This window comes from Streptomyces sp. NPDC096105 (assembly GCF_044763335.1).
Lineage (GTDB): Bacteria > Actinomycetota > Actinomycetes > Streptomycetales > Streptomycetaceae > Streptomyces.
Map to the genome: position 1 here is coordinate 1 of NZ_JBIWGC010000001.1, position 20,952 is coordinate 20,952.

At 71.6% G+C, this 20,952-nt stretch carries 16 protein-coding genes and 1 pseudogene; 4 read left to right on the top strand and 13 right to left on the bottom strand.

Features of this window, described 5'->3' with window-relative positions; genetic code table 11:
* From ACIQ8B_RS00005 to uvrC, 11 genes and pseudogenes are all read right to left on the bottom strand, one after another.
* Positions 1-536 (bottom strand): annotated as a pseudogene (locus tag ACIQ8B_RS00005) (glucose-6-phosphate isomerase); the annotation flags it as partial.
* Positions 537-674: 138 nt separating this feature from the next.
* The gene (locus tag ACIQ8B_RS00010) at positions 675-1,010 is read right to left on the bottom strand and encodes an RNA polymerase-binding protein RbpA (protein ID WP_003957010.1); all 336 of its coding nucleotides are present in this window, start codon (positions 1,008-1,010) and stop codon (positions 675-677) included.
* A gap of 211 nt (positions 1,011-1,221) precedes the next feature.
* Positions 1,222-1,452, bottom strand: a complete 231-nt coding sequence (secG, locus tag ACIQ8B_RS00015; protein WP_198602743.1) for a preprotein translocase subunit SecG — start codon at positions 1,450-1,452, stop codon at positions 1,222-1,224.
* Positions 1,453-1,595: 143 nt separating this feature from the next.
* On the bottom strand, positions 1,596-2,372 hold the full coding sequence (gene tpiA / locus ACIQ8B_RS00020; RefSeq protein ID WP_290007284.1) for a triose-phosphate isomerase: 777 nt from the start codon (positions 2,370-2,372) through the stop codon (positions 1,596-1,598).
* A gap of 6 nt (positions 2,373-2,378) precedes the next feature.
* The gene (locus tag ACIQ8B_RS00025; RefSeq protein ID WP_403544053.1) at positions 2,379-3,590 is read right to left on the bottom strand and encodes a phosphoglycerate kinase; all 1,212 of its coding nucleotides are present in this window, start codon (positions 3,588-3,590) and stop codon (positions 2,379-2,381) included.
* Positions 3,591-3,748: 158 nt separating this feature from the next.
* Positions 3,749-4,756 carry a type I glyceraldehyde-3-phosphate dehydrogenase gene (gene gap / locus ACIQ8B_RS00030; RefSeq protein ID WP_290007281.1) on the bottom strand — a complete coding sequence of 336 codons (1,008 nt, stop codon included), beginning with the start codon at positions 4,754-4,756 and terminating at the stop codon, positions 3,749-3,751.
* 232 nt (positions 4,757-4,988) lie between these two features.
* Positions 4,989-7,943, bottom strand: a complete 2,955-nt coding sequence (locus tag ACIQ8B_RS00035; protein WP_403544055.1) for a M14 family zinc carboxypeptidase — start codon at positions 7,941-7,943, stop codon at positions 4,989-4,991.
* A 167-nt stretch (positions 7,944-8,110) separates the two neighbouring features.
* Positions 8,111-9,100, bottom strand: coding sequence for a DNA-binding protein WhiA (gene whiA / locus ACIQ8B_RS00040; protein WP_106414754.1), 990 nt, complete (start codon positions 9,098-9,100; stop codon positions 8,111-8,113).
* Complete coding sequence (yvcK, locus tag ACIQ8B_RS00045; RefSeq protein WP_106414753.1) at positions 9,091-10,158, bottom strand: uridine diphosphate-N-acetylglucosamine-binding protein YvcK; 1,068 nt, start codon at positions 10,156-10,158, stop codon at positions 9,091-9,093. The genes whiA and yvcK overlap by 10 nt, the downstream gene beginning before the upstream one ends.
* Positions 10,155-11,159 (bottom strand): RNase adapter RapZ, encoded by a 1,005-nt coding sequence (gene rapZ, locus ACIQ8B_RS00050; RefSeq protein WP_290007276.1) that lies wholly within the window; start codon positions 11,157-11,159, stop codon positions 10,155-10,157. Before rapZ ends, yvcK begins: the two co-directional genes overlap by 4 nt.
* Positions 11,156-13,255: an excinuclease ABC subunit UvrC gene (uvrC, locus tag ACIQ8B_RS00055; RefSeq protein ID WP_403544058.1), complete on the bottom strand. Its 2,100-nt coding sequence runs from the start codon at positions 13,253-13,255 to the stop codon at positions 11,156-11,158. The genes rapZ and uvrC overlap by 4 nt, the downstream gene beginning before the upstream one ends.
* Before the next feature lie 295 nt (positions 13,256-13,550).
* Here uvrC and ACIQ8B_RS00060 point away from each other — a divergent pair, with 295 nt between their 5' ends.
* Both ACIQ8B_RS00060 and ACIQ8B_RS00065 read left to right on the top strand, forming a co-directional pair.
* On the top strand, positions 13,551-13,727 hold the full coding sequence (locus ACIQ8B_RS00060; RefSeq protein WP_198602584.1) for a hypothetical protein: 177 nt from the start codon (positions 13,551-13,553) through the stop codon (positions 13,725-13,727).
* Positions 13,728-14,062: 335 nt separating this feature from the next.
* Entirely contained in the window at positions 14,063-15,010 is a 948-nt protein-coding gene (locus ACIQ8B_RS00065; RefSeq protein ID WP_403544060.1) for a hypothetical protein, read from the top strand.
* Positions 15,011-15,099: 89 nt separating this feature from the next.
* Here ACIQ8B_RS00065 and ACIQ8B_RS00070 read toward each other — a convergent pair whose 3' ends face one another.
* On the bottom strand, positions 15,100-15,519 hold the full coding sequence (locus ACIQ8B_RS00070) for a Rieske (2Fe-2S) protein (RefSeq protein WP_403544062.1): 420 nt from the start codon (positions 15,517-15,519) through the stop codon (positions 15,100-15,102).
* Positions 15,520-15,885: 366 nt separating this feature from the next.
* Between ACIQ8B_RS00070 and ACIQ8B_RS00075 the strand changes: the two genes are divergently transcribed.
* Both ACIQ8B_RS00075 and ACIQ8B_RS00080 read left to right on the top strand, forming a co-directional pair.
* The gene (locus tag ACIQ8B_RS00075) at positions 15,886-16,920 is read left to right on the top strand and encodes a LacI family DNA-binding transcriptional regulator (RefSeq protein ID WP_403544064.1); all 1,035 of its coding nucleotides are present in this window, start codon (positions 15,886-15,888) and stop codon (positions 16,918-16,920) included.
* Positions 16,917-17,834: a carbohydrate kinase gene (locus ACIQ8B_RS00080; protein WP_403544066.1), complete on the top strand. Its 918-nt coding sequence runs from the start codon at positions 16,917-16,919 to the stop codon at positions 17,832-17,834. Before ACIQ8B_RS00075 ends, ACIQ8B_RS00080 begins: the two co-directional genes overlap by 4 nt.
* Before the next feature lie 66 nt (positions 17,835-17,900).
* Here the strand turns inward: ACIQ8B_RS00080 and uvrA are convergent, their stop codons facing one another.
* The gene (gene uvrA, locus ACIQ8B_RS00085; RefSeq protein WP_403544068.1) at positions 17,901-20,903 is read right to left on the bottom strand and encodes an excinuclease ABC subunit UvrA; all 3,003 of its coding nucleotides are present in this window, start codon (positions 20,901-20,903) and stop codon (positions 17,901-17,903) included.
* Positions 20,904-20,952 lie beyond the last annotated feature (49 nt).

Genomic DNA, 20,952 nt, shown 5'->3' on the forward strand with positions numbered 1-20,952 from the left:
AGGTCCCGCGCGGTGTGGGCGCGCAGCGCCTCGTAGGCCATCGCCGGGCCCAGGTCCGAGCCGCCGATGCCGATGTTGACGACGTTGCGGATGCGCCGGCCCGTGTGGCCGGTCCACTCCCCGGAGCGGACCCGGTCCGCGAAGTCGGCCATCCGGTCCAGCACCGCGTGCACGGCCGGGACGACGTTCTCCCCGTCGACCTCGATCACCGCGTCCCGCGGCGCCCGCAGCGCGGTGTGCAGCACCGCACGGTCCTCGGTGGTGTTGATCCGCTCCCCGCGGAACATCGCGTCCCGCAGCCCGAACACGTCCGTGGCCGCGGCCAGTTCACGCAACAGCCGCAGCGTCTCGTCGGTGACCAGGTGCTTGGAGTAGTCGACGTACAGGTCACCGACCCGGAGGGTGTAACCGGTGCCGCGGTCCGGGTGGGCCTCGAACAGCTCGCGCAGCCGTACCTCGCCGAGCTCCTCGCGGTGCTTGGCCAGTGCGGTCCATTCGGGCGTCTGGTTGAGCCTGCTACGGCCGTCTGCGTTCATCTCGGACTTCAGCCTTCTTCCTTGGATGTCCCCGCTGTGCCGACTGATCCCAACCTAATTGATCAGCGCTGAGGAGGACGGAAGGGTCCGGAGAGCGAACCGGCCGGGGGCGGGCGTGCGCGCCCGGCGCGTCGGGTGCTAGATCTCGCCGCGCAGCTTGGCGAGCGCCTCGGCGAGGATCGCCTCGCCGTCCGCGTCGCTGCGCCGTTCCCGCACGTAGGCGAGGTGCGTCTTGTAGGGCTCGGTGCGCGGCGGGTCCGGCGGGTTGTCGCGGTCCTGCCCGGCCGGGAAACCGCAGCGGGGGCAGTCCCAGGTGTCGGGCACCTGCGCGTCGCTCGCGAAGCTCGGCTGTGTCTCGTGCCCGTTGGAGCACCAGAAGGAGATGCGCAGCCGCGGCGCGGACTCGCCGCGCTCGGCCTCGCCCATCGGCCCCGCCCCGACCCGGCTCCCCCGGATCGCGTTGCCACTTGCCACGGTCGTAACTCCCTGCGTAATGGTGCCGCGAAGCGATTCGGCGTACCGCTTCGCCGCGGGCGCCTCAGTCTACGTAAGGCCCAACGCGCGTCCAGTGATAGGAGTTACCTGTCTCCGCATCCAGACGCAAGCCCCATGATAGGCCGCGCTCAGCTGCGCGTACCGAACATGGGGCGTTACGTGGGGATGCGGGCGGATCGCGCCGCGTGGGTCAGTCGTTCATCTTCATCATGATGCCGAGCACCACGATGCACGCGGCCCACAGCAGACCGACCACGACCGTGATCCGGTCGAGGTTGCGCTCGGCGACCGAGGAGCCGCCGACGGACGACTGCATGCCACCACCGAACATGTCGGAGAGGCCGCCGCCCTTCCCCTTGTGCATCAGCACCAGCAGCATCAGCAGCAGGCTGAAGACGATCAGGGCGATGGAGAACCCCAGAACCACGGCTGGACCAACTTCCTCGGAAACGGATGGACGACACGGGGTCCAGCACGGGACTGGACCCCGCAAGAGTACGACGGATCAGCCCTGCGGCCTACTCCCGTACCGGGGCGCGCCCGCGCGGGGCGCACCCCGGTCACTCACTGGTCGCGGAAGCGGATGATCTTGACGAACTCGTCGGCGTCCAGCGAGGCGCCGCCGACCAGGGCGCCGTCGATGTCGGGCTGCGCCATGATCTCGGCGACGTTGCCGGACTTCACGGAGCCGCCGTACTGGATGCGGACCTTGTCGGCCAGCTCCTGGGAGTACAGCTCGGCCAGCTTGCCGCGGACGGCCGCGCAGACCTCCTGCGCGTCCTCGGCGCCGCAGACCTTGCCGGTGCCGATGGCCCAGACGGGCTCGTAGGCGATCACGACCGACTCGGCCTGCTCGGCCGGGACGTCCTTCAGGCCGCCCTCGACCTGGGCGAGGGTGTGGGGGACGTGGTTGCCCGCCTCGCGGACCTCCAGTTCCTCGCCGACGCACAGGATGGGGGTGAGGCCGTGCTTGAAGGCGGCCTTCACCTTGGCGTTGACGACCTCGTCGGTCTCGGCGTGGTACTGGCGGCGCTCGGAGTGGCCGACCGCCACGTAGGTGCACTTCAGTTTGGCCAGCATGGGGCCGGAGATCTCGCCGGTGTAGGCGCCGCCGTCGTGGGCCGAGATGTCCTGGGCGCCGTACTTGATCTTCAGCTTGTCGCCGTCGACCAGGGTCTGCACGGAGCGCAGGTCGGTGAACGGCGGCAGGACGGCGACCTCGACGTCCTCGTAGTCCTTGTCGGCCAGGGCGAAGGCGAGCTTCTGGACCTGGGCGATGGCCTCGAGGTGGTTGAGGTTCATCTTCCAGTTGCCCGCCATCAGCGGCGTACGGGTGGTCATTGAGGGTCAGTCCTCCAGTGCTGCGAGGCCGGGGAGCGTCTTGCCCTCGAGGTATTCGAGGGAGGCGCCGCCGCCGGTCGAGATGTGGCCGAATGCCTGCTCGTCGAAGCCCAGGGTACGGACCGCGGCGGCGGAGTCGCCGCCGCCGACCACGGTGAAGCCCGGGGAGTCGAGGAGGGCCTGGGCGACCGTCCTGGTGCCCTCGGCGTAGTCGGGGTGCTCGAAGACGCCCATGGGGCCGTTCCAGAAGACGGTGGCGGCGTCGGCGAGCTTCGAGGCGTAGAGCTTGCGGGTCTCCGGACCGATGTCCAGGCCCATCTTCCCGGCCGGGATGGCGTCCGCGGCGACGTTCTCGGGGTTGCCCGGCGCCTTGGTCCTCATGTCGGGGAACTCGCCGGCGACCAGGGTGTCGACCGGGAGCACCAGCTCGACGCCGTTCTTCCCGGCGCGCTCCAGGTACTCCTGGACGGCCGGGATCTGGTCCTCCTGGAGCAGGGACGAGCCGACCTCGTACCCCTTGGCCTTGAGGAAGGTGTAGGCCATGCCGCCGCCGATGAGGATGCGGTCGGCCCTGCCGAGCAGCTGGTCGATGACGGCCAGCTTGTCGGAGACCTTGGCGCCGCCGAGGGCGACCACGTAGGGCCGCTTGACGTCGTCGGTGAGCTTCTTCAGCACGCCGACCTCGGTGGCGATGAGGTGTCCGGCGTAGTGCGGCAGGCGGGCCGGGAGGTCGAGGACCGAGGCGTGTCCCCGGTGCACCGCGCCGAAGCCGTCGCCGACGTAGACGTCGGCGAGGGCGGCCAGCTGGTCGGCGAAGGCGCCGCGCTCGGCGTCGTCCTTGCTGGTCTCGCCCGGGTTGAAGCGCAGGTTCTCGAGGACCGCGACCTGGCCGTCGGCGAGGCCGGCGACGGTCGAGGCGGCCGACTCGCCGACCGTGTCGGTGGCGAACGCGACGTCGGCGCCGAGGAGTTCACCGAGGCGCGTGGCGGCCGGGGCGAGCGAGAAGGCGGGGTCCGGGGCGCCCTTGGGGCGGCCCAGGTGGGAGGCGACGACCACGCGGGCGCCCGCGTCGGCGAGCGCCTTGACGGTGGGCAGCACGGCGCGGATGCGGCCGTCGTCGGTGATGGTGGTGCCGTCCAGCGGCACGTTGAGGTCGGCGCGGACGAAGACCCGCTTGCCCGCGACGCCTTCGGAGAGGAGTTCGTCGATCGTCTTCATGGGGGCTCCCTGTCAGAGCAACGTGTTCAGCGACCTGTTCGCTCGTGATCGCTCGTGGTCGGAAGAGGGCGACCGTTCCGATACGTGCGTCAGGGCTCGGACGGCGCGTCGCCGCACCGTCCGAGCCCTGCACTCATATCAGGCCGCCCGCTCCACGATCAGAGCTGGTTGCCGATGAAGACCGTCAGGTCGACGAGGCGGTTGCTGTAGCCCCACTCGTTGTCGTACCAGCCGATGACCTTCACGTTCTTGCCCTCCTGGACCATGGTCAGGGAGGAGTCGAAGGTGCAGGACGCCGGGGCGTTGACGATGTCGGAGGAGACGATCGCGTCCTCCGTGTACTCCAGGTAGCCCTTCAGCTCGCCCTCGGCGGCCTTCTGGAAGGCGGCGTTGACCTCTTCCTTGGTGACCTCGCGGGAGAGCTCGACCACCAGGTCCGTGACGGAGCCGGTCGGGACCGGGACGCGCATGGCCATGCCGTCCAGCTTGCCCTTGAGCTGCGGCAGCACCAGGGCGGTGGCCTTCGCGGCGCCCGTGGTGGTCGGGATGATGTTCTCGGCGGCGGCGCGGGCGCGGCGCAGGTCCTTGTGCGGGAAGTCCAGGATGCGCTGGTCGTTCGTGTACGCGTGGACCGTCGTCATCAGGCCCTTGACGATGCCGAAGTTCTCGTCGAGCACCTTCGCCATCGGCGCCACGCAGTTGGTGGTGCAGGAGGCGTTGGAGATGACGTGGTGGTTCGCCGGGTCGTACTGCTCGTGGTTCACGCCCATGACGAGCGTGATGTCCTCGTTCTTCGCCGGGGCGGAGATGACGACCTTCTTGGCGCCGCCGGCGATGTGCTTCTCGGCGTCTTCCTTCTTGGTGAAGATGCCGGTCGACTCGATGACGATGTCGGCGCCCAGCTCACCCCACGGGATGTCGGCGGGGTTGCGCTCGGAGAGGACCTTGATCGTCTTGTCACCGACGGTGATGGTGTCCTCGGTGTGCGAGACCTCCTGCTTGAGACGGCCCAGGACGGTGTCGTACTTCAGCAGGTGCGCGGTGGTCGCCGTGTCGCCCAGGTCGTTGACGGCCACGATCTCGATGTCGGCGCCCTGCTCCAGAAGCGCGCGGAAGTAGTTCCGACCGATGCGGCCAAACCCGTTGATGCCTACGCGGATCGTCACGAACCGATCTCCTCGTTGGTGCGCCGGCTCTGACGCCGGCGAGCTGTATTTGGGATGTCCCCGACCACTGTCGACCCTACCTCTCCGGGGCCCCGGCCGTGACATCGAGTTGTCCCATACCCGGCGGGGCGGCCCGTACCCGTCAGTAGGGTACGGACCGCCCCAGGACGACGGACCTCAGTCACCCTTTTCGCCGTCCTGCTGTCCGTGACCGCGTCCGCCGGCGCCGGTCTCACCCGCGGACGGCGGCCAGCGCCTTCCTCAGCAGGGCGGCCCGGTCGGCCGCCGAGGTGAGGTGCTCGAGGCCGAATCCCAGCAGCACGGTGTCGTCCGTGGTGACCGCCGCGGAGGTCCGGAACAGCTCCCCGGTGCGGGCCCAGTCCTTCAGGACGGCCGGGCTGCCCGGGGGCGGCCCGGAGGCCCGCCAGGCGCCCAGGGACTCCTCGAAGCCCTCGGTCTCGGTGACGGTCCCACCGGTCACCAGCGAGGCCTCGTCGGCGAGGACGCCCCGGCCGCCGCTGCCCGGGTCGGTGACGTAGGCGACCGACACCTCGGCCGTCCGGCCCGCGTAGGCGCTCAGGTCGAACTCCACCTGCTGCCAGCCGCCGGAGGAGCCGGTGAGACTGTTCCACGAGCCGGTGGCGCCGGTCGCGGCGCAGCCGTCGTCGCCCGGCGTCAGATAGTGCTCCAGCCAGGGGTGCCCGGCGACGTAGAACCCGGCCGCGCACTCGGACGGCACGGTGGTGCGGGTCGCGCCGCCCGTCTCGGGCAGGGTCGTCCAGTCGTCGCCGCCGGCCGTGCGCGCCTCGACGATCACATGGTCGTAGCCCCGCTCGGTGTCCCACAGCAGCCGGGTGCGCAGGGCGGGCCGCTCGGCGGCGGTGACACCGGTGAGGTCGACGGTGCGGGTGAGGCGCTTGTAACCGTCGTCGGTGTGCACGGCGGCCGCCATGGAGGAGCCCGCGTAGGGCCCGTACGGGTTGACCGTGCCGGTGAACGACCCGGCTCCGAAGCTCGCGAACCGCGGGTACCGGTCGGCGGGCAGCTCGTCGGAGGTGAGGCCGTAGCTGCCGGCCCCGTCGAGCGGGTTCCCGGGCGCGTCGCCGAGCGGCCCGCCGGTGCCGGCGAGGCGTCCGGCGCCCGTGAACGCGGTGGCGCCGGAGGTGGCGGTGCGGGTGTAGGCGCCCAGGTAGTACTGGCTGAAGTCGTCGGACAGCACGCCGTCGCCGAGGTCGACGCTGCCGCCGGCCCGCTCGCCCGCCTCGATCAGCCGGCCGCCCTCGTTGAGGAAGGCCCGCAGCTGGAGCTGGGTGGCGACGCCCGGGACGGCCGCGCCGGTGTGGTGGACGACGGTGCGGAAGTGGCTCAGCACGCCCAGCGCGTCCGGCGCGCCCTTCTCCGCCACGTCCCAGACGGCGGCGCTCCGGCCGTTCGCCCGCAGCGCGTCGGTGTACGTCTTCGTGCCCGTGGCCTTCGCGCCCTCCTCGGACACGACCAGGACGTCCGCGCGGGGCCGCGGCGCCACGGTGTAGGCGAAGGGCTCGCTCGACACCCTCTTGCCGCCGCGGGCCTTGCCGGTGAACCACACCTCGACCCGGTCGCCCGGCTCGCCGTGCCGCACCGTCGCGCGGTACTCGCCGAAGTAGAGGTCGTCCTCGCCGCCGTAGCGCTCGCCGCCCCGCCAGGGTCTGAGGTCCACGCTGTGGGTGCGGCCGCCGTCGACCCGGTACCGCAGCTCCTTGTCGCGCACCGACTTGCGGGCCACGACGGAGACCTCCTGGTCACCGCCGCGCGCGTAGGACGTCGTGAAGGCCGCCGGGGTGAAGTCCGCGGCCTCCAGGCCGACCGCGGAGGACGGCCGGTCGGGGTGCGCGGCGGACTCGGCGACGGAGAGCGCGAACGGGACGTTCCTGGCGAACTCCTGCTGGATCAGCTTCTCGTCGTCCGGGAAGGTGAAGATCGAACGGCAGTCGCCGGGCTCCCAGGCGTCGTCGGGGTCGTAGGCGGAGGCGGTCTGGCAGGTCGACATCTCCGGGGTGAACATCGCCAGGCCGTTGACGTTGGCCGCGTGGCCGTCGGCCTCGCCGTTGGTGGTGTACAGCTCGGAGGAGAGCTGCGGGTGGTAGCCGGGGATCGCCGGGTTGTCCGGCGTGCCCGCGAGCGCCTTGTACAGCACGTCGTCGGGCGTCGGCGTGGCCACCTGCCAGCCGACCCCGTAGAGGAGCAGCTCGGCGGCGGAGTGGTAGTTGATGCCGTAGGTGAAGCCGATGCGCTTCTGGAAGGCGTCGATCGCCTTGGTCTCGGGCTCGGAGCCCGGGGAGGCGCCCCGGTAGGTCTGGCTGGTGGGGTCGGGCGAGGAGCCCTCGTCGTCGTAGCCCCACTTGTAGGGGAAGTTCCGGTTGAGGTCGACGCCGTCGCCGGTGCCGATCTTCCCGTCGCCGTTGACGTCCCGCAGGTTCTTGCGCCACAGGCGGTTGGCGTCGTCGGCGAAGGTGTGGTCGTAGCCGTCGGGGTTGGCGGAGAGGACGAACCACAGCTCGGTGGTGTCGACGATCCTCTTGATCCGCCGGTCGGTGCGGTAGCGGTCCAGGTAGTGGTGCATCAGCCGGCGGGTCATCTCCGGCGTGATCCACTCACGGGCGTGCTGGTTCGCCATGTAGAGGACGGCGGGCCGGGAGCCGTCCTTGCTCGTGCGGGCCCGCTTGGTGAGCTTCAGGGCGAGGATGTCCTTCCCCCGGACCGTCTTCCCGATGGAGACGACCTTGGTGAGGGAGGGGTTGCGCTGCGCGGTGCGCAGGATCTCCTCCTTGAGGCCGCCCTTGCCGCTGTACGGGCGGAAGACGCCCTCGGCGGCGTCCGCAACGCGCTTCTCCGCCCGGGCGGGGAGCGTGTGCTCGGTGAGGTCGACGCCCTGTTTCCCGAGCTTCCGCGCCTGCCCCTCGGTGAGATACACCTCGACGGCGGCCGTGCCCCGTTCGGGCACCCGCTCGCCGAGTTCGTGGCCGTCCTGCCCCGCCGCCAGCAGCAGGGGCACCTGCTGCCGCGTGACGTCGGCGCGGTAGACCTTGACCTCGCCGGGATCGCCGGACGAGGGCGGTGCGGGTTGTGCCTGGGCGACGGGTGCGAAGCCGGCTCCGCCGATCAGGAGCGTGCCGACGGCGAGGATCGATCTCGCTCTGCGTCTCATGAACCCCCCTGAGAGAGGTCCGCCACGGCGGCGAACAGTTGCCAGGCTCATGACACAACATGATCGAGTCAAGGGCGCCCCCGCGACACACGGAACCGGCGCCGCTCACCCGACTGGGCGGCGGCGCCGGTGCTCCGGTCAGGCGTCGGACGATCGCGCGGGGCGCGTCAGACGCCGATCTTGTCGTCCAGTTCCTCGCTGAGGTTGGCCTCCGTGCCGGGGATGCCGAGGTCCGCGGCGCGCTTGTCGGCCATCGCCAGCAGCCGGCGGATGCGTCCGGCCACCGCGTCCTTGGTGAGCGGCGGGTCGGCGAGCGCGCCCAGCTCCTCCAGGGAGGCCTGCTTGTGCTCCATGCGCAGCCGGCCGGCCGCGGCGAGGTGCTCGGGCACGTCGTCGCCGAGGATCTCCAGCGCGCGCTGCACCCGGGCGCCGGCCGCGACGGCGGCGCGGGCGGAGCGGCGCAGGTTGGCGTCGTCGAAGTTGGCCAGCCGGTTCGCCGTGGCCCGCACCTCGCGGCGCATCCGGCGCTCCTCCCAGGCCAGCACCGACTCGTGCGCGCCCAGCCGGGTGAGCAGCGCGCCGATCGCGTCGCCGTCCCGGACGACCACCCGGTCCACGCCGCGCACCTCGCGCGCCTTGGCGGCGATGTGCAGCCGACGGGCGGCGCCGACCAGGGCGAGCGCGGCCTCGGGGCCGGGGCAGGTCACCTCCAGGGAGGAGGAACGGCCGGGCTCGGTGAGGGAGCCGTGCGCGAGGAAGGCACCGCGCCAGGCGGCCTCGGCGTCGCAGGTGGCCCCCGAGACCACCTGCGGGGGCAGGCCGCGGATCGGGCGGCCCCGGCCGTCCACCAGACCGGTCTGACGGGCGAGCTGGTCGCCTCCGGCGACCACGCGCACCACGTAGCGGGAGCCGCGGCGCAGTCCGCCCGGCGCCATCACGATCAGTTCGGAGCTGTGGCCGAAGATCTCCAGGATGTCCCGCTTGAGCCGCCGGGCGGCCATCGCGGTGTCCAGCTCCGCCTCGATCACGATGCGCCCGCTGACCAGGTGGAGGCCGCCGGCGAACCGCAGAACGGCGGAGACCTCCGCCTTCCTGCAGCAGGTACGGGTGACGGGGAGCCGGCTGATCTCGTCCTTCACCGCTGCCGTCATCGCCATGGGCCGATCCTTCCATGCATCCGAAAAATACGGTCGTACGCGGCGGCCAACAGCTCCGGGTCGTGCCGGGGGCTTCCGTCGGTCCGGGCCACGGGGGCCAGCTCGACCGCGGCGCCGAACCGCTTGGCGGCATCGGTCAGCAAGTCGCGGTCGGGCACGGCGGCCTCGTCGGCCAGCACCACGTCCAGGGCGAGTTTAGGGGCGTGTCGCCCCAAAACCTCCAAATGACGCTGCGGGGAGAAGCCCTCGGTTTCTCCGGGCTGCGGGGCGAGGTTCAGCGAGAGCACCCGGCGCGCCTTCGTCTCGACGAGGGCGTCCAGCAGCTCGGGGACCAGCAGGTGCGGGATCACCGAGGAGAACCAGGAGCCGGGTCCCAGCACCACCCAGTCGGCGTCCAGCACCGCCGCGACCGCCTCGGGCACGGCCGGCGGGTCGTTCGGCACGAGGTGCACCGACTGCACCTCGCCCGGGGTGAGGGCGACGGTGGCCTGGCCGCGGACGGTGCCGATGTCGTCGGGGCGCTCCGGGTCGTGCCCCTTGACCAGCGCCTGGAGCTCCAGCGGCACGGCGGACATGGGCAGCACCCGGCCGTGCGCGCCGAGCAGCATGCCCACCAGGTCCAGCGCCTTGACGTGGTCGCCGAGCTGCTCCCACAGGGCCACGATCAGCAGGTTGCCGACCGCGTGCTCGTGCAGGTCGCCCTTGGACTGGAAACGGTGCTGGATGACGCGCGCCCAGGTCTGGCCCCAGTCGTCGTCCCCGCACAGCGCGGCGAGCGCTTTGCGCAGGTCGCCGGGGGGCAGCACGCCCAGTTCGTCACGCAGGCGGCCGCTGGAGCCGCCGTCGTCGGCGACGGTGACCACGGCGGTGAGGTCGCCGGTGATCCGGCGCAGGGCGGCGAGCGACGCGGACAGCCCCATGCCGCCGCCGAGGGCGACGACCTTGGGCTGTGCGCCCCTGCGGCGCGGGCGCGCGCCACGCGTCTCGGCCGGCCGGCCGGCGCGGCCCTCGGGGACCGCTCTGCGCAGCCGGCTCAGCCGCGGCGTACGTCGTGTCATTCCCGTCCCATGTCCCGGTGGACGACCACCGTCTCCACGCCCTCCGCGGCGAGCCGGGCGGCGAGCTTCTCCGACATGGCGACCGAGCGGTGCTTGCCGCCCGTGCAGCCGACCGCGATGGTCACGTAACGCTTGCCCTCACGGCGGTAGCCCGCGGCGACCATGCGCAGCAGCTCGGCATAGCGGTCGAGGAACTCCTTGGCGCCGGGCTGGTTGAAGACGTACGACGCCACCTCCTCGTTGAGGCCGGTGTAGGGGCGCAGCTCGGGGATCCAGTGCGGGTTGGGCAGGAACCGCATGTCCACGACCAGGTCGGCATCGACCGGGAGACCGTACTTGAAGCCGAAGGACATCACGGTGGCCCGCAGCTCGGGCTCCTCCTCGCCGGCGAACTGCGCGTGCATCTTCGCGCGCAGTTCGTGCACGTTGAGCCCGGAGGTGTCGATCACCAGGTCGGCGTCGCCGCGCAGCTCGCGCAGCAGCTCCCGCTCGGCGGCGATGCCGTCGACGATCCGGCCGTCGCCCTGGAGGGGATGAGGGCGGCGGACCGACTCGAAGCGGCGCACCAGGGCATCGTCGGAGGACTCCAGGAACACCGTGCGCCGGGTGACACCGCGCGCGTCGAGGTCGGCGAGGGACTCGCGCAGGTTGTCGAAGAAGCGTCGGCCGCGGACGTCGACGACGACCGCGATCCGCGCCACGTTGCCCTGGGAGCGCGCGCCGAGCTCCACCATGGTGGGGATCAGCGCGGGCGGCAGGTTGTCGACGACGAACCAGCCGAGGTCCTCCAGACACTTCGCGGCCGTCGACCGGCCGGCCCCGGACATCCCGGAGATGATCACCAGCTCGGGGATGCCCACCTCGGGCACCCCGCCGTTTTCCTTGCCCGTCTTCACCTGTGCTCCGTTGTCCTGCCGGATGCCGGCGCGGGCCGTGGCCCCGCCCGCCTGCTGCGCCGCCCGGTCCCGCCGCCCGGCAGGCCCTGTCTCGTGCTCGGTCATCGCTTCTGCCCCCGTCGTTCGTCCGGGGCGCCCGCGGACACGGGCGCCCCCGGAGAACCCGCCTGATGCCCGGGTTCTTCCGTGTCATCCATGATCTCGCCCGTCGCCGTGTTCACAGCGGGACCGCCGGGTGTCGCCCGGGCGAGAGCCGCGACGACCGTCTCGGCCGTCTTGCGCCCTATGCCCGGAACGTCACAGATCTGCTCGATCGTCGCCGACCGCAGCCGCTTCAACGAGCCGAAGTGCTTGATCAGCGCCTGCTTGCGGGTCTCGCCGAGACCCGGGACGTCGTCCAGGGGGCTGGACCGGAAGCGCTTGGCGCGCTTGCTGCGCTGATAGGTGATCGCGAAGCGGTGCGCCTCGTCACGGACGCGCTGCAGCAGGTACAGGCCCTCGCTGGTACGGGGCAGCACCACCGGGTCGTCGTCGCCGGGCAGCCACACCTCCTCCAGCCGCTTGGCGAGGCCGCACACGGCGATGTCGTCGATGCCCAGTTCGTCCAGCGCCCGCTGGGCCGCCGCGACCTGCGGCGCGCCGCCGTCCACCACGACGAGCTGCGGCGGGTACGCGAACCGCTTGGGGCGCCCGTCGTCCTCCGTGAGGGTGCTCGCGGGCGGCTCCGCGAGACCCGCGGCGGCCGTCCCCGGGTCCGCCGCGGCGCCGGGCTCCTCCCCGTCGGTCCACTCCCCCGTGCGCTCCTTCTCCGCCAGGTAGCGGCGGAAGCGCCGGGTGATCACCTCGTGCATGGACCGGACGTCGTCCTGGCCGGCGAAGCCCTTGATCTGGAAGCGGCGGTACTCGCTCTTGCGGGCCAGCCCGTCCTCGAAGACCACCATGGAGGCCACCACGTCGTCGCCCTGGAGGTGCGAGATGTCGTAGCACTCGATGCGCAGCGGGGCGCTGTCCAGGCCCAGGGCCTCGCCGATCTCCTCCAGCGCGCGCGAGCGCGTGGTGAGGTCGGAGGCCCGCTTGGTCCTGTGCAGCACGAGCGCCTGCTGGGCGTTGCGCTCCACGGTCTCCATCAGGGCCTTCTTGTCCCCGCGCTGCGGGACGCGCAGGGAGACGTTCGCCCCGCGCCGCCCGGTCAGCCACTCCTGCACCGGCTCCACCGGGTCGGGCAGGGCGGGGACCAGCACCTCGCGCGGAACGGCGTCGCCGGTCTCCTCGCCGTAGAGCTGCTGCAGGGCGTGCTCGACCAGGGCGCCGGTGGTGATCTCCTCGACCTTGTCCGTGACCCAGCCGCGCTGGCCGCGCACGCGCCCGCCCCGGACGTGGAAGATCTGGACGGCCGCCTCCAGCTCGTCCTCGGCGACCGCGATCAGGTCGGCGTCGGTGGCGTCCGCCAGCACCACCGCGTTCTTCTCCATGGCCTTCTTCAGGGCGCCGATGTCGTCGCGCAGGCGCGCGGCCCGCTCGTACTCCATCTCCTCGGCCGCCTCCGCCATCTGCCGCTCCAGGCGGCGCAGGTAGGCGCCGGTGCGGCCGGCCATGAAGTCGCAGAACTCCTCGGCCAGCTCCCGGTGGTCCTCGGCGGAGATCCGCTCCACGCAGGGTGCCGAGCACTTGCCGATGTAGCCGAGCAGGCAGGGCCGGCCGGTGCGGGCGGCGTTCTTGAAAACGCCCGCCGAGCAGGTGCGCACCGGGAAGACGCGCAGCATCAGGTCCACGGTGTCGCGGATCGCCCACGCGTGCGCGTACGGGCCGAAGTACCGCACGCCCTTCTTCTTGTGACCGCGCATCACCTGCACGCGCGGGTACTCCTCGTTCATCGTCACCGCGAGGTACGGGTAGCTCTTGTCGTCGCGGTACTTGACGTTGAACCGGGGGTCGAACTCCTTGATCCAGGAGTACTCCAGCTGCAGCGCCTCGACCTCCGTCGAGACCACCGTCCACTCCACGGACGCGGCCGTGGTCACCATCGAGCGGGTGCGCGGGTGCAGCCCGGCCAGGTCCTGGAAGTAGTTCGCCAGGCGCTGGCGCAGGCTCTTCGCCTTCCCGACGTAGATCACCCGGCGGTGCTCGTCACGGAACCGGTAGACCCCCGGCGAGTCGGGGATCTCACCCGGTCTGGGGCGGTAGCTGGAGGGGTCGGCCATGCCTCACACCCTACTGGCGGGCACCGACAGGACGGCGGGGCCGGGGCGGGGCGGCGGATCGGATGGGGGCGGTCCCGGATGGCCTCCGGAGCCGGTCCGCGAGGTCCGGTGCGGGCCGGATGGGTTACGGCGGCCGGTAAGCGGGAATGTGGGGGGTTCGCGCCTCGGGCGATCAACGGGGCCGGCGGACGGACCGCGGCCGTGGTCCGTCCGGCGGTCCGGACCGGCTCTCCGGCCGGTGGTCCGAGGCGGTCGTGACAGCGGTCGCGCGAGTGACCGCGAGTCGGGAGGTCGTATGCGACAGATGCGGATCGAGAAACCACGACGGCCGGCCCGGTACCGCCGGTACTCGGACGAGACGGCTGCCTTCCCCGAGTCCCTCGACCCGCGCGACCCCGACATCGTGCGCGCGAAGCGCCTCCGGGCCGCGGACTCGCGGCTCCGGGGCGGGGAGCACGCCGACGGGGCCTGAGCCCGGGACGAGGACCACGTAGGCCACGTATGCCATGCAGGCCACGAAGAGCACGTAGAACACGAAGGCAATGAAGGCCACGTAGAAGAACATCCCGTACGCACCTCAGGGGGCCGTACCGGCCGCATGGCCGGTACGGCCCCCTGGCGTGTGCCGCTCTTGCCGCCAGACGGTTGTCGGGACTTGGTCAACACGCTTCAATGCGTGGGAACTCGGGGCGCTGAACGACGGCGTACGCGTGTGAAGACCGCGCCGCACCGACGGGGGCGGGCCCCCGGGACACTCCGTGCGAACGGTCTGACCAGCCGTTGTGACCTTCACAGAGAGGCCCCTGCATGCCGCACGCCACACAGCACGCGGACGTCGTCACCGCAGAACTGGACGCGGCCCTGCGCGGCGGCCCGTTCCATGTCGCCCTGCGCGCCGCGATAGCCGCGCGGGGACTGCCGTTGCAGCGGGTGCAGCACCACCTGTCCCGCCACGGCGTGAAGGTGGGCGTCACCAGCCTCAGCTACTGGCAGCAGGGCGCCCGCCGCCCCCAGCGCCCGGAGTCGCTGCGGGCCGTACGGGCGCTGGAGGAGATCCTGCAGCTGCCGGAGGAGTCACTGATCCGTCTGCTCGCCGAGACGGACGACCGGGCCGCGGACCGCCGCTCCGCCGGCCGCACCTACCGCTCCCTCATGGAGGTCTCAGGCGTCCTGGACAAGCTGCTGGCCGAGTTCGGCACCCCGCGCGACGGCGGGCTGCACACCCTGGGCCACCACGAGCGGGTGCGCATCGGCACGCGCCGGGAACTGGCGGAGCGCGAGTCCCACCACATCGTGCGCGCCCACCGCGACGGCGTCGACCGCTACGTCGCCGTCCACCACGGCGACCCGGGCGCCGACCCGGAGCGCATGCAGGTGCGCACCCTGGAGAACTGCCGCGTCGGACGCGTGCGCCATCACCACGCCACAGGCGTGCTCGCGGCCGAGCTGCTCTTCGACATCCGGCTGCGCGCCGGTGACACCTTCCTCTTCCGGTACACCGTGGAGGACGGCACCGGCGGTGTCTGCCGCGAATACGTACGGGGCGCGGGCTCCCCCGGCGGCCAGTACGCGCTCCAGATCTGCTTCGACTCCGCCGCGCTCCCCGTACGGTGCCACCGCTTCACCCAGCACTCGGCCGCGGCCCCGCGCGGAGGCCGCCAGGCGCTGGCCCTCAGCACGCGGCACCGGACGGTGCACCTGGTGGAACCGCGCCTGCGGGCCGACTACGTGGGGATCGCCTGGGACTGGGAGTAGCCCGGACCCGGACCGAACGGGCTGGGGCGCGGGCTCAGGCGCGGGTCAGGCGCGGGTCAGTCGGGGGGCACTCGGGGCTCAGTCGGGGGTCAGTCGCGGGGCCTGGCGACCAGCGTGCCGTTCTTCACCTCGACGGCCAGCGGCTTCAGCGGTGCCACAGCCGGCTCACGCAGCGCCTTCCCGGTGGCGACGTCGAACTCGCTGCCGTGACACGGGCAGATCAGCCTGGTTCCGTCCAGCTTGTTGATGGGGCACCCCGCGTGCGTGCACACGGTGTTGTACGCGGTGAACGAGCCGTCCTCGTCGCGGCTGACGACCACGTTGTGATCCCGGTACAGCTTGGCGCCGCCCGCGGCGACCTCGTTCTCGGGGCCCAGCTCGACGGGTCCGCTCAGCGGGGCGGACCTGTCGTCGCCGCCCCCGCAGGCGGTGAGTCCCAGCCCTGCGACGGGTGTGAGGGCCGCGCCTCGCAGGACGGTCCGGCGGGTAGCGGCGGGTCGGGCGGACATGCGGGCTCCCACGGTTCGTGCGCGGTGGACGACTGTTCACCCGGACGATACCGGGGCGGGCGGGGCGGATTGCGGGTGGGTGGGGATGGCGGGGGCAGTGTGGAGGGAGGGGCGTAAACGTTTGCGCAAACGTTCGCGTAAGCGCTGACGCAAGCGTTCGCGTAAGCGCTCTCGCAAGCGTTGGCGTAAGCGTTCACGCAAATGCTGATGTAAGCGTTCACGCAAACGCTTACGCAAGCGTTTACGCCCCCCACTCCCATACGATACGGTCCCCACCCGAGACCAAGGCCAAGACCAGAACAAGACCTCTCAAGGCCCTGCACGAGCAGCGGACCCGCGCCACCCCAGCCCGAAGGAGAACGGACGATGGCGACCATGGCGGATGTGGCGCGCAGCGCCGGAGTCTCCATCGCGACCGTCTCGCACGTGCTGAACGGCACCCGCCCCGTGCTCCCCCACACCCGCCAGGCCGTTCTGGACGCCGTGGAGGAGCTCGGCTACACCCCTAACACCCTGGCCCGCTCGCTGGTCACGGCCCGCACCCGGTCGATCGGGCTCGCGGTGTCGACGATCAGCAACCCGTACTTCACGGAGATCCTCCAGGGCGTCGAGGCGGCGGCCCTGGAGCGCGGGTACAGCCTCCTCATCGCCGATCCGCACGACGACCCGGCGCACGAGCGCACGGTCGTCCAACTGCTGCACGAGCGCCGGGTGGAGGGCATCATCGTGGCGCCCTCCCCCGAGCCCGGCGAACTGCTCTCCTACCTGAGGCGGCACCAGGTACCGGCCGTCTTCCTGGACCGGCTGGTCGGCCCGTCCGCCGAGGACGAGCCGCCCCTCTTCGACCAGGTCTGCGCCGAGAGCACCGAGCCGACCGCCCACCTGGTCACCCATCTCGCCGAACGCGGTCACCGCCGCATCGCCTTGGTGGCCGGCCTGCCCGGGCTCAGCACGACCGCCGAGCGGATCACCGGGTACCGGCACGGGCTCGCGGCCTCCGGGCTGCCGTTCGACGAGCGGATCCTGGTGCACGGCGGCTCGGAGGCCGCAGCAGCCGAACGCGCCGCGGCCGAGCTGCTGGACCTCGGTTCGCGCCCCACCGCGCTGATCACCGCCAACAACGCCATGACCATCGGCGCGCTGCGCGCCCTGCGCGCCCACGGCCTGTCCGTACCCGAGGACATCGCCCTGTGCTGCTTCGACGACTTCGCCTGGGCGGACCTCTTCTCCCCTCGCCTCACGGCCGTCGCCCAGCCGAGCCGGGACATCGGCGCGCGGGCGGTGCACCTGCTGCTGGACCGCCTCGCCGCCCCGGACCGTCCGGCCCGCACCGAACGCCTCCCGTGCACCTTCGTGCACCGCACCTCCTGCGGCTGCCCGGAAGAAAGGAACCCCTCGTGATCGTCGTCGCCGGTGAGGCACTGATCGACCTGGTACCGCAGGGGGCGGGTGCGCTCGCCGCGCTGACGCCCGCGCTCGGCGGCGGCCCCTTCAACACGGCGGTGGCCCTGGGCCGCCTCGGCTCCCCCACCGCGTTCTGCTCCCGGGTGTCGCGGGACGCCTTCGGGGAGGCGCTGCTGGAACGGCTCAGGGTGACCGGCGTGGACGTGGCGTCGGTGCAGCGCGGTGACGAGCCGACGACGCTGGCCGTCGCCACGGTCGGCGCCGACGGCTCGGCAGCCTACTCCTTCTACGTGGAGGGCACCGCGGACCGGTTGTTCACCGGGCCCGAGGCGCTGCCCGCCGGTACCCGCGCGGTGTCCTTCGGCACGTGCTCCCTCGTGCTGGAGCCGGGCGCGAGCGCGTACGAGGCTTTGATGCGCGAGGCGTCGGCGGGGGGCGTGTTCACGGCGCTCGACCCCAACATCCGGGCGGGGCTGATCCCGGACGCCGACGCCTACCGGGCGCGGTTCAGAAGCTGGCTGCCGTCGGTGTCCCTGCTGAAGCTGTCCGCGGAGGACGCCGAATGGCTCGGCGGGTCCCCGCGCGAGTGGCTGGCGGCCGGACCCTCGGCGGTCGTGGTCACCCGGGGCGGGGACGGTCTGACGGCGTACACCCGTGACGGCGCCGAGTACACGGCGCCGGGTGAGCGCGTCGCGGTGGTGGACACCATCGGCGCGGGCGACACGGTGAACGCGGCCCTGCTGCACGGACTGGCGGAGCGTGACGCGCTCAGTGAGGAGGGCGTGGCCGCGCTCGGTGCCGAGGGCTGGGAGAGCCTGCTGCGTTTCGCGGCGCGCGCGGCGGCGGTCACCTGTTCCCGCGCCGGTGCGGAGCCCCCGTACGCCCACGAGCTGGAGCCGCGGACCGCCTGACACACGTGTGCCGTGCCGCGGAGGACTGTCTCCGCGGCACGGCACACGGTCGGGCGGGCGGGCCGGTCAGGTGCCGCGCGTCGTCTTCTTCGCGGCGGCCTTGCCGGCCGTCTTCCTGGCGGTGGTTCCGACCGCCTGGGTGGTGGTCGCCTTCGCCGTCGACCGGGCGGCGACCGTCTTCTTCGCCGCCTTGCGCGGGGCCCGGACCTGCGGTGCGTCACTGATCCGTTCCGCGCCCAGGATCTCCCGCAGGAACTTGCCGGTGTGGCTGGCCGGCACGCCGGCGACCTGCTCGGGCGTACCCTCCGCGACGACGAGGCCGCCGCCGGAACCGCCCTCGGGGCCCATGTCGACGACCCAGTCGGCCGTCTTGATCACATCGAGGTTGTGCTCGATGACGATCACGGTGTTGCCCTTGTCGACCAGGCCGGACAGGACCGTCAGCAGCTTGCTGATGTCCTCGAAGTGCAGTCCGGTGGTCGGCTCGTCGAGGACGTAGACCGTGCGTCCGGTGGAGCGCTTCTGCAGCTCGCTGGCGAGCTTGACGCGCTGCGCCTCGCCGCCGGACAGGGTGGTCGCGGACTGGCCGAGCCGGACGTAGCCGAGGCCGACGTCGTTGAGCGTCCTCAAGTGGCGGGAGATCGCCGGGACCGCCTCGAAGAAGTGCATGGCCTCTTCGATCGGCATGTTCAGCACGTCGGCGATGGACTTGCCCTTGTAGTGGACCTCCAGCGTCTCCCGGTTGTAGCGGGCGCCGTGGCAGACCTCGCACGGGACGTAGACGTCCGGCAGGAAGTTCATCTCGATCTTGATGGTGCCGTCGCCCGCGCAGTTCTCGCAGCGGCCGCCCTTGACGTTGAAGGAGAACCGGCCCGGCATGTAGCCGCGCACCTTCGCCTCCGTCGTCTCCGCGAACAGCTTGCGGATGTGGTCGAAGACGCCCGTGTACGTCGCCGGGTTGGACCGCGGGGTGCGGCCGATGGGCGACTGGTCGACGTGCACGACCTTGTCGACGAGGTCGTCGCCCTCGACGCGCGTGTGCCGGCCGGGCACGTTGCGCGCGCCGTTCAGCTCGCGGGCGAGGTGCGTGTACAGGATGTCGTTGACCAGCGTGGACTTGCCGGAGCCGGACACGCCGGTGACCGCGGTGAACACACCCAGCGGGAAGGACACGTCGATGTCCCGCAGGTTGTTCTCCCGGGCGCCGCGCACCGTGATGCGGCGCGACGGGTCGTGCGGGCGCCGCACCTCGGGCAGGGGGATCGACTTCTTGCCCGAGAGGTACTGGCCGGTCTGCGACTCGGCGTTGGCCAGCAGTTCCTTGAGGGAGCCGCTGTGCACGACCTTGCCACCGTGCTCACCGGCGCCGGGGCCGATGTCGACGATCCAGTCGGCGACCTTGATGGTGTCCTCGTCGTGCTCCACGACAATGAGCGTGTTGCCCATGTCGCGCAGCCGGACCAGGGTCTCGATCAGCCGGTGGTTGTCGCGCTGGTGCAGGCCGATGGACGGCTCGTCGAGCACGTAGAGCACGCCGACGAGGCCGCTGCCGATCTGGGTGGCCAGACGGATGCGCTGCGCCTCGCCGCCGGAGAGGGTGCCCGCCGCGCGGTTCAGCGAGAGGTAGTCCAGGCCGACGTCGACCAGGAACCGCAGCCGCTCGTTGACCTCCTTGAGGACGCGCTCGGCGATCTGCTTGTCGCGGTCGGTCAGCTTCAGCTCGCCCAGGAAGTCCGCGCAGTCGCTGATGGACATCGCGGAGACCTCGGCGATGGACCTGCCCATGACCGTGACGGCGAGGACGACCGGCTTGAGGCGCGTGCCCTCACAGGCGGGGCAGGGCACCTCGCGCATGTAACCCTCGAAGCGCTCGCGGCTGGCGTCGCTCTCGGCTTCGCTGTGCCGCCGCTTGATGAACGGCACCGCGCCCTCGAAGGCGGTGGTGTAGCGCCGCTCGCGTCCGTAGCGGTTGCGGTAGCGGACCTCGACCTGGGTCTTGTGGCCGTACAGCAGGGCCTTCTTGGCGCGCTGCGGCAGCCCGGCCCACGGGATGTCCGTGCGGAAGCCGAGCGCGTCCGCGAGGGCTCCGACGAGGCGGTCGAAGTAGTCCTTGGTGTGGCCGTGCGACCACGGGTGGATGGCGCCCTCGTCGAGGCTCTTGTCCGGGTCCGGGACGATCAGCTCGGGGTCGACCTCCATGCGCGTGCCGATGCCGGTGCACTCGGGGCAGGCGCCGAAGGGCGAGTTGAAGGAGAACGAGCGGGGCTCCAGCTCCTCGAACGACAGGTCGTCGTACGGGCAGTAGAGGTGCTCGGAGTACATGCGCTCGCGTTCAGGAGCGTCCTCGGGGAGGTCGACGAAGTCGAGCACGACCATGCCGCCGGACAGCCCGAGGGCGGTCTCCACGGAGTCGGTGAGACGGCGCTTGGCGCTGTCCTTGACCGTGAGGCGGTCCACGACCACCTCGATGGTGTGCTTCTCCTGCTTCTTCAGCGTGGGCGGGTTGGACAGCTGGACGGTCTCGCCGTCCACCCGCGCGCGGGAGTAGCCCTTGGTCTGGAGGTCGGAGAAGAGGTCGACGAACTCGCCCTTGCGCTCGCGCACCAGCGGGGACAGCACCTGGAAGCGGCTCCCCTCCGGCAGCTCCAGCACCTTGTCGACGATGGCCTGCGGCGACTGGCGGGAGATCGGCCGGCCGCACTCGGGACAGTGCGGCTTGCCGATGCGCGCGAACAGCAGACGCAGGTAGTCGTAGACCTCGGTGATGGTGCCGACCGTGGAGCGCGGGTTGCGCGAGGTGGACTTCTGGTCGATGGAGACCGCCGGGGAGAGGCCCTCGATGAAGTCGACGTCCGGCTTGTCCATCTGGCCGAGGAACTGCCGGGCGTAGGAGGAGAGCGACTCGACGTAACGCCGCTGCCCCTCGGCGAAGATGGTGTCGAAGGCCAGCGAGGACTTGCCCGACCCCGACAGGCCCGTGAAGACGATGAGCGAGTCGCGCGGGAGGTCGAGCGAGACGTTCTTGAGGTTGTGCTCGCGCGCTCCACGGACGATGAGACGGTCGGCCACGCCGGTCCGCACCTTTCTTGAGGGAAGTGACAGGGGCGAGGCCCCCGTC